This window comes from Kamptonema sp. PCC 6506 (genome assembly GCF_000180455.1).
GTDB classification, from domain to species: domain Bacteria; phylum Cyanobacteriota; class Cyanobacteriia; order Cyanobacteriales; family Microcoleaceae; genus Kamptonema; species Kamptonema formosum.
On the sequence record NZ_CACA01000130.1, the window covers coordinates 1 to 13,977 of the forward strand.

General features: G+C 40.4%; 13 protein-coding genes and 1 pseudogene. 6 read left to right on the forward strand and 8 right to left on the reverse strand.

Going from position 1 to position 13,977, the window contains the following annotated elements:
• Positions 1–451 (forward strand): annotated as a pseudogene (locus OSCI_RS31000) (hypothetical protein); the annotation flags it as partial.
• Positions 452–899: 448 nt separating this feature from the next.
• Positions 900–2,303: a ferredoxin:protochlorophyllide reductase (ATP-dependent) subunit N gene (locus OSCI_RS07465; protein WP_007354289.1), complete on the forward strand. Its 1,404-nt coding sequence runs from the start codon at positions 900–902 to the stop codon at positions 2,301–2,303.
• A 111-nt stretch (positions 2,304–2,414) separates the two neighbouring features.
• On the opposite strand, the gene OSCI_RS07470 is transcribed toward OSCI_RS07465, so the two are convergent.
• The 7 genes from OSCI_RS07470 to OSCI_RS07500 form a co-directional block, all read right to left on the reverse strand.
• Positions 2,415–3,026: a HEPN domain-containing protein gene (locus OSCI_RS07470; RefSeq protein ID WP_007354290.1), complete on the reverse strand. Its 612-nt coding sequence runs from the start codon at positions 3,024–3,026 to the stop codon at positions 2,415–2,417.
• The gene (locus OSCI_RS07475) at positions 3,010–4,059 is read right to left on the reverse strand and encodes a ParA family protein (RefSeq protein WP_007354291.1); all 1,050 of its coding nucleotides are present in this window, start codon (positions 4,057–4,059) and stop codon (positions 3,010–3,012) included. Before OSCI_RS07475 ends, OSCI_RS07470 begins: the two co-directional genes overlap by 17 nt.
• Positions 4,060–4,204: 145 nt before the next feature.
• Complete coding sequence (locus OSCI_RS07480) at positions 4,205–5,359, reverse strand: class I SAM-dependent methyltransferase (RefSeq protein ID WP_007354292.1); 1,155 nt, start codon at positions 5,357–5,359, stop codon at positions 4,205–4,207.
• A gap of 17 nt (positions 5,360–5,376) precedes the next feature.
• Positions 5,377–6,030, reverse strand: a complete 654-nt coding sequence (gene cobO, locus OSCI_RS07485) for a cob(I)yrinic acid a,c-diamide adenosyltransferase (RefSeq protein WP_026103832.1) — start codon at positions 6,028–6,030, stop codon at positions 5,377–5,379.
• Between the two features lie 38 nt (positions 6,031–6,068).
• A complete protein-coding gene (locus OSCI_RS07490; RefSeq protein WP_007354294.1) occupies positions 6,069–6,647 on the reverse strand; it encodes a Uma2 family endonuclease in 579 nt (192 codons plus the stop codon).
• A 31-nt stretch (positions 6,648–6,678) separates the two neighbouring features.
• The gene (locus OSCI_RS07495; protein WP_007354295.1) at positions 6,679–7,254 is read right to left on the reverse strand and encodes a Uma2 family endonuclease; all 576 of its coding nucleotides are present in this window, start codon (positions 7,252–7,254) and stop codon (positions 6,679–6,681) included.
• Positions 7,255–7,396: 142 nt separating this feature from the next.
• A complete protein-coding gene (locus OSCI_RS07500; protein ID WP_007354296.1) occupies positions 7,397–8,014 on the reverse strand; it encodes a hypothetical protein in 618 nt (205 codons plus the stop codon).
• Between the two features lie 109 nt (positions 8,015–8,123).
• Between OSCI_RS07500 and glp the strand changes: the two genes are divergently transcribed.
• The 4 genes from glp to OSCI_RS07520 all read left to right on the forward strand — a co-directional run bounded on the left by glp (position 8,124) and on the right by OSCI_RS07520 (position 12,077).
• Positions 8,124–9,425: a gephyrin-like molybdotransferase Glp gene (glp, locus tag OSCI_RS07505; protein WP_007354297.1), complete on the forward strand. Its 1,302-nt coding sequence runs from the start codon at positions 8,124–8,126 to the stop codon at positions 9,423–9,425.
• A 75-nt stretch (positions 9,426–9,500) separates the two neighbouring features.
• Positions 9,501–10,133 (forward strand): response regulator, encoded by a 633-nt coding sequence (locus tag OSCI_RS07510; protein WP_007354298.1) that lies wholly within the window; start codon positions 9,501–9,503, stop codon positions 10,131–10,133.
• A 19-nt stretch (positions 10,134–10,152) separates the two neighbouring features.
• Positions 10,153–10,803 carry a DUF4241 domain-containing protein gene (locus tag OSCI_RS07515; RefSeq protein WP_007354299.1) on the forward strand — a complete coding sequence of 217 codons (651 nt, stop codon included), beginning with the start codon at positions 10,153–10,155 and terminating at the stop codon, positions 10,801–10,803.
• A 128-nt stretch (positions 10,804–10,931) separates the two neighbouring features.
• On the forward strand, positions 10,932–12,077 hold the full coding sequence (locus OSCI_RS07520) for a hypothetical protein (RefSeq protein ID WP_007354300.1): 1,146 nt from the start codon (positions 10,932–10,934) through the stop codon (positions 12,075–12,077).
• A gap of 17 nt (positions 12,078–12,094) precedes the next feature.
• On the opposite strand, the gene OSCI_RS07525 is transcribed toward OSCI_RS07520, so the two are convergent.
• Positions 12,095–13,816 carry an ATP-binding protein gene (locus OSCI_RS07525; RefSeq protein WP_007354301.1) on the reverse strand — a complete coding sequence of 574 codons (1,722 nt, stop codon included), beginning with the start codon at positions 13,814–13,816 and terminating at the stop codon, positions 12,095–12,097.
• Positions 13,817–13,977 lie beyond the last annotated feature (161 nt).

Here is a 13,977-nt window from a genome sequence, read left to right on the forward strand (position 1 = left end):
GGGCGGCATGGGCTTAGGTGACATGGAGGAAGAGTCAGATGATGATGAGTTTGGGGTATCAGCCTCCGATGACTTGGATGGGTTCGGTGGACTAGAGGAAGATGCCGATGATGAGTTTGGGCTATCGGTTTCTGAGGAGTCTGAGGAGATAGTTGTCGCGAGTGCAGATCCTTTTGGGGAAGAAGACGATGATTTCGTGCCAGAATCCATACCCGATCCCTTTGGGGAAGCAACCTCAGATGACCTAGATATGGATCTGGGGGGTTTGGATGAGGAAGATGACGATTTTGGCGGCTTGTCCTTATCAGATGACTTGGATGAGATCGGGCTTGATGCTCTAGGCGAAGCAACATCTGGAGATGCTGATGAAGCCGATCTAGATGCCTTGGGACTAGATGACGATGCCGATGAGGATGAAGAAATTTCTGGGTTCTTATCGGACTTTAAGTAAGGGTTGTATTCAACTTAAGAGTTGTTGCCTAGATCGTTGATGGTTCGGGGTGGAGTACCCATCGCTCTCGTCGTTGTTAAGTTTGGAATTGCGAATTAACTCAATATTCAAAACTTGCTTACGGACGGAGAAACACCACCCCTACAAATCATCTCAGGCGCTTAACTCGAATTGTGAAGGAAGCAATCTGATATAGCAACCGCCAAGGCAGTTAGGACACTCGATCGTGGCTGAAACCATTGACTCTCTTTCCCTTCTTTCCCTAGCCTCTAGCCCCTAGCCCCTAACCGCCCTGGCGGTTGCTATAACTCAAAATTACTGATTTTGACTGTGCAGTTTGGGGAAATGAATCCCCACCCTGAAGGCGGTATGTACTTCAGGGAGGGTTTGTTTGCTCAAATTAGGAATTACGCACTAATAAACAATTAAACGGAGAAAATTTTAGGTCATGGAGACTCTTACTCAACCTGAAGCGCTACATTTTGAGTGTGAAACTGGAAATTATCACACCTTTTGCCCGATTAGCTGTGTGGCGTGGCTTTATCAAAAGATTGAGGATAGCTTTTTCTTGGTAATTGGTACTAAGACTTGTGGCTATTTTCTGCAAAATGCGATGGGAGTGATGATTTTTGCTGAGCCCCGCTATGCGATGGCGGAGTTGGAAGAGGGCGATATTTCGGCTCAGTTGAATGATTATGAAGAGTTGAAGCGTTTGTGTTTGCAGATTAAGCGCGATCGCAATCCTAGTGTAATTGTTTGGATTGGCACTTGCACGACGGAAATTATTAAGATGGATTTGGAAGGGTTAGCACCGAAGTTAGAAGCTGAGATTGGGATTCCAATTGTAACGGCTCGTGCTAATGGTTTGGATTATGCTTTTACCCAAGGGGAAGATACGGTTTTAGCGGCTATGGCTGCTAAGTGTCCTGAGAAAGCGCCTGTTATGGAATCTCAAAAACAGGAACGGAATGCTATTTCTCAATTACTGAATTTTGGGAAGAAGAAAGAGGAAGTTGCAGCCGATGAATCGGAATATGTGAAGCATACTCCTTTGGTGCTTTTTGGTTCTTTGCCTGACCCGGTTGTAACTCAGTTAACTTTAGAATTGAAGAAGCAAGGAATTAAGGTTTCTGGTTGGTTGCCTTCTAAGCGTTACACTGAATTGCCAGTGTTGGAAGAAGGGTATTATGTGTCTGGGATGAACCCTTTCTTGTCGCGGACTGCTACTACTTTGATGCGCCGTCGGAAGTGTAAGTTAATTGGTGCTCCGTTCCCGATTGGCCCTGATGGTACTCGCGCTTGGATTGAAAAGATTTGCTCGGTTTTAAATATTGAACCGAAGGGTTTAGACGAGCGGGAAGCACAAATTTGGGCAAGTTTGGAGGATTATTTACAGATAGTTCGCGGTAAGTCTGTCTTCTTTATGGGAGATAATTTGCTGGAGATTTCTTTGGCTCGGTTTTTGATTCGCTGCGGTATGACTTGCCCGGAAATTGGTATTCCTTATATGGATAAGCGGTATCAAGCGGCGGAGTTGGAGTTATTGGAGAAGACTTGCCATGAGATGGGGGTTCCTACTCCGAGAATTGTGGAGAAACCGGATAATTACAATCAGATTCAGCGGATTTATGAGCAGAATATTGATTTGGTGATTACGGGTATGGCTCATGCTAATCCTTTGGAGGCGCGGGGGATTAATACTAAGTGGTCAGTTGAGTTTACTTTTGCTCAGATTCACGGGTTTGGGAATGCGCGGGATATTTTGGAGTTGGTGACTCGTCCTTTGCGTCGGAATAATTCGCTTAAGGATTTGGGTTGGGGTAATTTGGTGAAGGAGGGGGCTAAGGTTTAGTAGTTTTGAGGTGGTAGCGATAGGTTTAATGCTGATAGTTTGAAACCTATCGCTAATTTATTTAAAACTAACAGAACTTAGAGAAATTTGGAGCTAAAATGTTGTTGTGGGTTATAAAATATTGTGTATGCTTTCAACAACTTGCTCTAGGAAGTCAATCGCCTCATTGACTAATAGTTCGTCAATAGGCCAGCGATTACCTATTGATAATGTAGGATCTATATCTGCTTCGTGAGCAATCTTATTCCTACGATCGATAATGAGATTTAATTGTTGTTTAATCTGAGGATCTTTAGCTGGTCTACCCATGCTCATAGAGACTTCTTCCCATAACTTTTTATCACAAATCAGCCGGATAGCATCAGCTATAGCTTCTGGTTGCTGGAAACTTTTATAGCTGTGGCGTTGACGAATTTCATCTTCTAACCAGGCATCAATATTTTGTCCTGCATTTATACCTGCGCGAGCACTACCTAATGAAAGCTGAAATCGGGAAAATGCTGGAGGTTCAGGACGTTGGCCGCGATGAATTTCTAACATTCCTATCCTGACAACTTCGTGAATATAGTAGTCTAAAGCGCTAACTGCTAGAACAAGTGCGGCTCTTAAAATATCTGAAATATCCAGAACACTGGTAGCTTGAGCTTTGAGAGAGTTATGTAAAGCAATTAGATCGCGAACGCGGGTAATACTGATGCGAAATTGATCAATTGCTGACTGCATGGCACGTTAACTCAATTACTCTGTCTGCCAGTGTGGAAAAAACTTTTTTGAACTCTTCTTGTGCTCTTAGAGTCTTTTTAAGAATTATACCAGACTGCCCTATTTGATCTCGCGTGAGAGCAAAAATTGGTGTTTGCTTCTCTTGAGACTTAGCAATCAGGCTGTTAAAATCAGAAATTTTTGCAAGGCAGAAATCACTACTGATTTCTTGAGTTCTGTATATCTTTTTAGCTAGGAGCATATTATTTTGTCGCAAAGATGGCCCTAATCTAGTAGAAACAGCTACTTTAATTTCATCAATCCACTTTGGAAAAACCGCAGCAGGCTCTCCATTTATGATTGTATAGTTTTGAAGAATAGTCCCAAGTAAGCGCGGTGTAACTTTGGGAAATGGATAGTCAGCTTCTTTTAAAATCCTGATTTCTGAAGCTTTTTGAGCCCAGGCATACCATTTTGGCAAAATTGTTGCCAAAGAATCAATTGCCATTACTGAAAAAAAGTCAGGACTGGTAGGAAGGATAAAAAAATCACTGGTCATCAGTAGGTTTTGATTGATTGAGCTTAAACTTGGACTCATATCAATCAATAGATAATCGGCCTCAAATTTGTCTGCTGTTTTCTGCAAAAGATATGAAATTGAACCAGGTAAGTTTTTCAATGCTTTAATTGAACCAGTTAGCTCCTGTGCCATGCCTAATGTTACCTCATATTCAGCAAATCCCACATGACCAGGCAATAAAAACAAACCATCACACTTTTCTACTGGTAAACAATCTACAGCCTCAATTAGCTTAGGTCTTGATTCAAATGCAGGTGCTAAACCTGATTTAATATTCTGTTCTTTTTTATAGACTTCCTCTAGGTCTTCCTTAGTTGAAAATCCTAAAACCATTCCTGTGAGGTTACATTGTGGATCTGCATCTACTAAGATTACTTTTTTTCCTTTGGTGGCTAACATCCATCCCAAGTTGAATGTAGTTGTGGTTTTACTAACACCACCCTTGTGATTAAATAGAGCAATTTTCTGAACCATTTTCTTCTCCTGCTTTGACAGGGGCTAGTAGCTTTAGCTTGTAGCTAACTAATCTTTAAGTATAGCACATTGTTAGAAAATATCAGGAATTAGGCAGGCTACTAATTAAATGAGTAGAATATAGTAGTTAAATTCCTCTACATTTTTAATCAGCTATCTTTTTAACAAAAATTTGATGAGATTGATGAACAAGCTGAATTTTATTACAAAAACTTGCCATAAAAGCATCAATCCCAATCTTAGTATTTTGATGAGGAAATTCTCGAAAAACATGATCGTAATCATCAAAAATCATCAAACCTCCTATCTTGAGAAGTCCCCAACTTAAAAGGGTATCTTCTAGTACATCGCAAGCTAAATGAGAGCCGTCAATATAGATAATATCAAAGCTATCAAAGGGAATTTCCCGCAATGCTGCTCTCGATTTGTTGACAATTTTTGTGACTTTTGCTATGCTTTCAGTCAGGACAATGTTAAAGTCAAATCTTGCTTCTATAGACTCTTTAGTATCGCTTGCTTCTAGTTCAGTTCCTCCACCGCCTTCAAATGTATCGATACAGGTAATTTGCGACGAGGGATGAGTGAGAATATTGTTTAATAGCCAACAAGTAGACCTCCCTTCCCAACTTCCTATTTCTAGTATGTTTAAATCGGGTTGATTGCGAAAACACATTAAATACTCTTGCCAGATTGCGAGATTTCTGCTAAACCAATCTTGACTAAATTTATATCCTTTTTGCTTAGTTTCAAGTTGATAATTTACCCTAATGAGCATCTGCTCTACTTGCGCTAAGTTAGGTTGAATTTGTAGTGCTTTTTGAAAAAAATGTTGTGCTTTTTCGGGTTGCTTTTGTACAAAAGATGCCATTCCTGCATTAAAGTAAATGCCAAGCAAGTCAGCGGGAGCAAGTTCTTGTCCTATTTGTAATGCTTTTTCGTATTGCAGGGTTGCTTGCTGAATTTGACCCTGTTGATAGAAGGCATTCCCTTGAATATTGTAGGCTATTGCTATTTTATTTCTAAGTTCTCTAAATCCCTGAACTTGATTGATTCCTTCGCAGGTTAAGCAAGTCTGAACAAAGTCATCAAAGGGATTAATTAGGGCTATTTTCCATAAGGTTTGCAGCAAGAGATTGGCATTAACATTAATGTTGTTTTGAGATAAGATTAGTTGATTTGCTTGCAGTAGCGCCAGTTTTCCAGAGATAGGTATTGCTGTTGATTGTGCAGACTCAATAGAAGATAGTGCCAAGGATAATAGATCGTTAAAGGTAGTCGGCTCTAGTCCATTAGTTGTCATTTGTGGAAGTTATGTATTTAATACTCGATACCTGGTTGAGCTTTAACACCTTGCTCTTTAAAAGGATGTTTAACTAAAGTCATTTCTGTTACTAAATCTGCCCGTTCTATGAGTCCTGCTGGTGCGCCTCTACCTGTTAAAATAATGTGAGATAGTTCTGGTTTTTCTTCCAGTCCTGCTAGCACTTGCTCGACTTGCAAATAACCTAATTTTAGTGCTATATTGATTTCATCAAGCAAGACTAATCTAAAGTCAGAATTACGGATAAATGTTAAGGATTTTCCCCATGCTTGTTGAGCTTTTTCAATGTCGCGATCGCGGTCTTGGGTTTCCCAGGTGAAGCCTTCTCCCATTGCATGAAATTCTAGCTGGTTTTCCCACTTCTCAAAAACGGCTTTTTCTGCGGGTTCCCAGGCTCCTTTGATAAATTGTACTATGGCGACGCGGTAGCCGTGACCAAGCGATCGCAGCACCATTCCCAAGGCGGCCGTCGTCTTCCCTTTACCGTTACCAGTGTTGACGATAATTAAACCTTTTTCCCCTGATTTTTCAGCAATGCGTTGGTCTTGTACTTCTTTGCGACGCTGCATTTTCTGCTTGTGTTGTTCGGGGGTAAGGGAATTTGCGCGATCGCTTGTTTGATTTAATTCAATCTCAGTATTTGTTTGCATCAGATTCATTAAGTAATATTTATACAATTTTATCAAAATTAGTCCCAGATTGTTTGCAAGTTGAGAACAAATCCGGGTAAAACATCTTCTCCTGATAATTCTATTGGAGATTGCAGCACTTCCACCTCTTGTCCTTGACGATAGATTTCGACTCGGCGGGTTTTGCGATTAATTAACCAGCTGAGTCTGACACCATTATCGATATATTCTTGCAGTTTAGATTGTGTTTCTTTGAGCGTATCAGTTGGTGACATTAACTCTAAAACAAAATCTGGGGCAATTGGTGGAAATTTTTCTTTTTGTTCCGGTGTAAGTGTATCCCATCTTTCTTGTTTAATCCAAGAGACATCGGGGGAACGATCTGCACCGTTAGGTAGTTTAAAGCAAGTGGAAGAGTCAAAACAAACTCCTAGTTTAGTTTGTCGATTCCAAATTCCAAAATCAACTGATATTTCAAAATTACGATTTCCAGTTTCTCCTCCCGTCGGTGGCATGACAATTATTTCTCCTTTGGCATTACGTTCAAATTTGACATTGGGGTTGTCTTGGCACAGTTGATAAAATTGTTCGTCGGTTATTTTGATGACAGAATTGAAATCTATGGTGACAGCGTTCATAGTAATAGGGATTTTAGTATTAATAAAATTGTTACCAAATTGTTTGCAAGTTGAGAACAAATCCGGGTAAAACATCCTCTCCTGATAATTCTGTTGGCGATGCTAACACTTCTACCTCTTGTCCTTGGCGATGGATTTCAACTCTCCGGGTTTTGCGGTTAATTAACCAGCCGAGTCTGACACCATTCTCCATATATTCTTGCATTTTGGATTGTGTCTCTTTGAGAGTATCAGTCGGCGACATTAATTCTAAGACAAAATCTGGAGAAATTGGCGGGAATTTTTCTTTTTGTTGGGGAGTGAGTGCATCCCATCTTTCTTGTTTTATCCAAGAAACATCGGGGGAACGATCTGCACCATTTGGGAATTTGAAACAAGTCGAAGAGTCAAATACTTTGCCTAGCTTAGTTTGACGATTCCAAATAACAAAATTTGCATTAATTTCTGAGTTGCAATTTCCGGTTTCTCCTCCTGTAGGTGGCACAATAATTATTTCTCCTTTGGCATTACGTTCAAATTTGACATCGGGGTTATCTCGGCACAATTGATAAAATTGGTCGTCAGTTATTTGGACAACAGAGTTAAAGTTTATGGTGACAGCGGTCATAATTGTTTCTATTTTTATACTATTTTATGCTAAACATAGATGTTGACAATTTTGTGCTAAGTAAGCAGCAAATATTTTAATCTAGTTTGCGGTAGATATCATTATCATATCAGAGATTAACTAATTTGTCAAAGGTTAAAAATTATGTTTTAATAATTTGATTGATAGATTTTTCTACTGAATATTTACAGACACACCAATAATAGAATACGATATTAATCTCGCTAAATAACTTGGGAACTCCCTCTAATAAGCTGGAAATCATCTTGTTTTTTAAGTGCTGGGAGTCTACTGCGATCGCAAAAAACAATAACCCCACGCCCACTAGCAATACCCCGTAAGGAGTAGATTTTAGTTGCCGCCGAAAAAACCATCCGTAGGAAAATAAAGCAAGAGCATAGAAAAAACTAACTCCTAGCTTAGAGATTCCCATTCCTACAAGGTATATATGAATTCTGTAAATTTCATTTAACATGAATCCTCCTGTCAAAAGAGCCGATGCTAGAATAAATTCCTTGTCTGAATTGCGAGGATTAAAAGTTTTAAGTAGTCCATAGCTAAAAGCACAAACAATGACAGGTACGCAGCACAATAACTGGAATATGCGAGTTAAAAAAGCGACATTTGGCTGAGGGTAAAACAAAGGATGAAAAAATAAATCCTTGACTTCTAATCCATATAATTTAGTAAGAATAATTGAAATCCCTACCAGTAGCAAAGATAACGTATTCAGCCAAAATAGAGAGATAAATGTGGACATAAGTGAAGGCTAAAACAATAAGATTATCCTAGAATAGCAAAAAATAAATTCCCACTATGGCTACTTTTTTGCTAAACTAACAAAAGTATTATCAGATAGGGGGACAGCGATGCTGTCAGTTAAAGAAGCAGAATCAATTATTTTAGATTTAGTACAACCCCTCGACAGTCAAAGGGATGTAGAAAAGATAGACTTATTGGCCGCGTCGGGGCGAATTTTAGCTGCACCTGTGACAAGTTCCCTCGACTTTCCTCACTGGGATAATTCGGCAATGGATGGTTACGCCGTGAGGTTTGCGGATGTGGAAAATTGTAGCTCAACTCAACCTATAATACTGGAAATTATCGAAGAAATTCCCGCAGGATATCAGCCTCAGTTTACTGTTGAATCGGGACAGGCTGCCCGGATTTTTACTGGCGCTGTTATGCCTGCTGGTGCTGATACAGTGGTGATGCAGGAGGAAACGCGCAGGGATGGCGATCGCATTTCGATCTTAGTTTCTCCTTCCAAACCCACAGCATTTGTGCGTCACAAAGGCGCTTTTTATCAAGCAGGTACGCCTTTGTTGATGCCGAGTACAGTCCTCAACCCTCCAGAAATCGCCGTGTTAGCGGCCGCGCAATGTATCCAAGTACCAGTTTACCGCCGTCCCCGCGTTGCAATTCTCTCCACTGGCGACGAATTAGTGTCTCCTGAGCAACCTTTGCAACCGGGTCAATTGGTAGACTCGAATCAGTATGCTTTGGCCGCCTTGAGCTCGCAAGCGGGTGCAGAAATTATCCGGTTAGGGATTATTCCCGACGATCGCGAAAAGTTAAAAGATGCGATCGCATCTGCCATTTCCACCGCCGATATCGTACTTTCCACTGGCGGCGTTTCGGTGGGGGATTACGATTATGTTGAAGAAATCATCGCATCTTTAGGAGGAGAAATTCACATCCGCGCGGTAGGAATGAAACCAGGTAAACCCCTAACTGTAGCAAGTTTTAAACGAGAGGAACAGAGAAATTCCCCGATTTCACCAATTACCAATTACCAATTACCAATTACCAATTCTCAATGTCTTTACTTTGGTTTACCTGGCAATCCCGTTTCTAGTTTAGTAACGTTTTGGCGTTTCGTCCAGCCAGCAATGCGGAAACTTTCTGGACTTAAACAGGAAGCTTGGGGGCCAGAGTTTGTGCAGGCGCGATCGCGCGTAGATTTGCGATCGGATGGGAAGCGAGAAAGTTACCTCTGGGGTCAATTACATTTATGTGCTGGCAATTACGAATTTGAACCCGCTAGCGGCAGTCAAAGTTCAGGTAATTTAATTAACCTAGCTAATACTACAGGTTTAGCAGTTATCCCTGTGGATCAAACTTGGATTCAAGCCGGAGACTTAGTTCAAGTGTTAACTATTAGCAATTAGCAATTAGCAATTAGCCATTAGCCATTAGCCATTAGCCATTAGCCATTAGCCATTAGCCATTAGCAATTACCAATTATGCGAATTTTAATTGTTGAAGATGACCCAATGATGCAATTGGGATTAGAGCAAGTTTTAGGGGATTGTCCCGATTTAGAAATAGTAGGACAAGCAGAAGACGGTTACTTAGCAGTCGAAGCAGCATTAAGGCTTAAACCCGATCTGATCGTGATGGATATCGGTTTGCCACGACTGGATGGAATTGCAGCAACGCAACAAATTAAAGAAAAATTACCTGATGTACGAGTGGTAATGCTAACTTCTCATACGGCGGAAACAGAAATTATTGCTGCTCTTTCTAGCGGTGCAGATGCTTACTGTATTAAAGGTGCTTCAGTAGAGCGTTTGTTAGCTGCAATTGCCGCTGCTGCTGAAGGTGCTACCTATCTCGATCCTCAAATTGCTAGGACTGTGATTGAAAATCTCAAGCCTCCTACCCCTGTATCTACAGCAAGTATAGGTCAACTGTCACAGCGGGAATCAGAAGTATTGAAACTGATGGTAGAAGGTTATAGCAATCCTGAAATTGCTGCTGCACTTTATCTCAGTCCTAATACTATTAAAACTCACGTTCGTGGTATTATGAATAAGTTAGCAGTGGATGATAGAGTGCAGGCAGCAGTAGTAGCATTGAGAGCAGGGCTTGTTTAAGATTATAAGGATGTGAAGAATGAGTAAGCTAGATTTGATGAAAGCTTTTCAGCCTGGACACAAATTAATTACTCAGTTTTGCGAGCTGACTTTAACATCCTATGAAATTGGAAAATTAACTTTAAATTCAGGAAAGTTAGTAGCTTGCGACCCTCTAGTTTTTCCAGGTACAGAACCTTTTGCTCCTCAATTTAAATCTGGTCATTATCCAGTGATTTTAAGTGTTGGATATAATCCAAAGGATGATAATAAAACAGTTGCTTATGCAATGCTTCGCTTCAACGAGCAAGCTCCTATCAAGTGGCAATTGGCTACTAAACTGGGTGAAGACTTAAGTGTGCTTTCAGGAAATGAAGTATTCGGTTATGGCGTTGACTCTGGAACAGGTTGTTTTATGGATGCAGATGCTGGTCAAATTATTGTTGATAATACTTGGAAAGCAGAAACTTATGAAGAAAGTTTGAGTTGCAAGCTTGGAGAAGCACTAGAAGAAAACTATAACCTTGGATTTAATTGGGCTAATCTATGTGTAGATGACTCTACACACGCAAATGTGATTGCATTTGATTCGGGTGAGGGTGATGGTTTCTACGCTTCTTATTTTGGACTTGATGCTGAGGGTTGTATTGTTGCCGTTGTAACAGAGTTTATGTCAGGAGATTTATTATGATGTAGCAGTTTTTGGTTGCATCTATTAAAAGTAAGGCAATAGAAATTGACTGTAATACAAAAAGTTGCGTTAAATTGAAAGGAAGCCAATATCTATAACTTACACGCCAAGTTTAGAGGAAAATAACAATGTTTAAAAACTTAGAAAACATTGATTGGGATAGGCTAGAAAGCGAATTAGGCGAGAAGCTAGTAACTCTTTTAAAAGACCTATCAGCGGATGATAAAAAGGTACGTAGCGAGGCTCAGATGGAATTGTGGTATGCAAGTTGGCACCAGGGAACATTGACCTGGCCTGCTTATTTTATAGTCCCATTTTTCCAAGAACGTCTCTCACGCGAATCAGAACCAGATTTATTAGAATCAATATTGATCGATCTGGCACACTTGGCAACCGCAGCAACATTTTTTGGCACTCAGCCAGTTTTCAAGTATGAGATATTAGAATTAGATAAGGAATATCCTTCTGAATATCAGGAACAGTTGCTAATTGAGTTAGGGTGGGTAAATGGGACTTTTGAGGCAGTTTATAAAGGAATCAATCTTTATCTTAATTTACTAGAACACAACTATCCCAAAGTTAGAATAGCCGCTGCTTATACGCTTTCTTGTTGCAAGTCAGAGGCAGAGCGGATATGCAATTTAATGATTCAGCATTTTACCTGCGAGTCTGATGAAATGGTAAAAGCGACAATTCCCTTGTGTCTGGCATTTCTCAGCAAAAGTACGCTTGTAGATGCCGCTTTTTGTGAGGAAATTTTGAACTCAAATGAAAGCGATATTGTCAAACTTTCTGCCGGGGTTAGCCTTGCTTATATAGCGGGCGAAAATATCTCAAACAATGCTTTCAATCGGCTCCTAAGTTTGATCAAAAATAAAGAGTTATTTACCCATTTGTGGGAACACTATGACAACCCAATGGCAACCGCACATTACTGGATGATTATTAATTTTTTTAGCCGGCTTGACGATAGTAAATTAGCGCAGATTTTAGTAGTTTTGGCGGAACCTGAACAACAAATATATGACTGCGGGGATTTATTACAGGAACTTGCTTTTAACTGGCAAAAGATCCCAGAAGGTACAACTATCGATCAGTTAACAGAACCTCAGCAAGTGATTCTGCGTTTAATTGCCGACAGGATAACCACCAACCAAGAAAGGCTAAACACATATAATCTCTTAAGTTTTATGGGAATAAAAGAGGTCGGATTAGGCCCACAGGAAAAACTAATTAATTTTCTCAATGGCGAACCATTAAAATATGATGCCTAAGTGCAATTTTATTTAACCTAACTATCAACAATCGGCAAAGTAAACCAAAAAGTAGCACCCGCACCCGGACTACTAATTACTCCAATTTCCCCTCCGTGAGCGGCAATAATTTGGCGACAAAGATATAGTCCCAAACCCAAACCAAGAGAATGCCGAACTTGAGAACCCCTAGCATAAAGGTCAAAAAGGCGATCGCATAGTTCAGCAGGTATTCCCACGCCGTCATCCTCCACAGTACAGCGAATCATTTTGATTGAACGCTCGGCAATTTTCCTCTGATTATCCACCTCTATTATTGCCGCAGTCATCGTCAAATTAAGTCCCGGCGCATTGTGTTTTAAAGCATTAGCAATCAAATTTGAAAATACTCGCCATAACTGCGTAGAGTCAGCATTAACTAATGGTAAATCGGCTGAAACTTGATTTTTTACAGCCGTTTGATGTTGCACTAGCATTGGTTCTAAATCTGCGATCGCAGATTCAATTAAACCTCTCAAATGTAGGGGTTCGCATTGCAAAACTAAACCCCGTACCTCGCTAGCCTGTACTTCCAAAAGCGAATTTATTAACTTTAATTGCTGTTCGCTCCCTTGAATCATCCGCAATAAAATAGATCGCGGTACTGCGATCCCATCCCCAGGCTTTTTCTCCCAATTTTTCAACACCATTAACATCCCTGCAACCGGGTTTCGCAAGTCGTGAGAGAGAGCATGGATAAACACCCGCAAAGCTTCCTCCGCCTGCTTTCGCTGCGTGATATCCTCAATTAAACCTTCATAATAAAGCACCTTGCCATTAGCATCTCGCACCGTTCGTGCGTTCTCAGAAATCCAGACAATGCTGCCATCTTTGCGGTAGATTTGAGACTCAAAATCCGATACTCTCCCGTGTTCTTCAATCTGTCTAATAAACTCAGCGCGGCGATTTGGTTCTACATATAATTGATGTTCTATATCAGTAAAAATATCTGTTACTTCTTCCGATAAATCGTAGCCATAAATTCTAGCTAAAGCCGGATTTGCTGTAATATATCTCCCATCAGGAGTACTCTGAAAAATTCCCTCCCCGGCATTTTCAAAAATACTGCGATACTTCGCTTCCGCTGCTTCTAACTTATCATAAGTTACTGCCAAAGACCGCCTAGTTTCAAACTCATCTCGCTGTAAGCGCTCGTACAAATATACCGACAAATCGCAGATAAAACAAAACCAAAATAAATATAAATAAAATCCTGCAAAATGGAAAGCTGTCATCTTCGCGATGGTGAGATTAAGCGCCCAATTTACTCCTATATAACAAGCAACTACGCCTAACTGTGAAACTACATGAAGGGGCCATCGCACGGGCATTAATGTCGCCTGAGTTAAAAATGCCAAACACCACATTAAAGTCTGAGGTTCTGCTTGACCAATTAGGGCCGCTCCTACCTGTACAATGATAGTTAGCGACCAAGAAAAACCTAAAAATAATAAACTAGGATAGCGCCTTCCTAGTTCAGTTTGGTGCAATGTTAAACAGGTAAGCAATCCTAATTCAACAGCAATACCAATATAGAGATTTGCAGCTTTAAATTCTTTGGGATCGAAGATAGATTCTCCCCAAAGATAAACCGTAATTGTTAAAGCAAAAAAGACTGCAATCCACAAGGCGGGACGCAGGCGGTTTCTCAGAAAACGGTCACGCCAAACCTCATAATTGACGGACAACTGAGCTGCTTTAACATTGCTCAGATTGGTCATAGGAAGAAGGAAGAAGGAAGAAGAAGAAGAAGAAGTAAGAAGGATTTAGCTATAAACAACCTAGAACTAATTACGTAACGCCGCCTTCTAGGCGGTAATATACCGCCTAGAAGATGGCGTTACGTAAGTTTTTAAAGCAATAGAAATAGCCTTGTCCATCT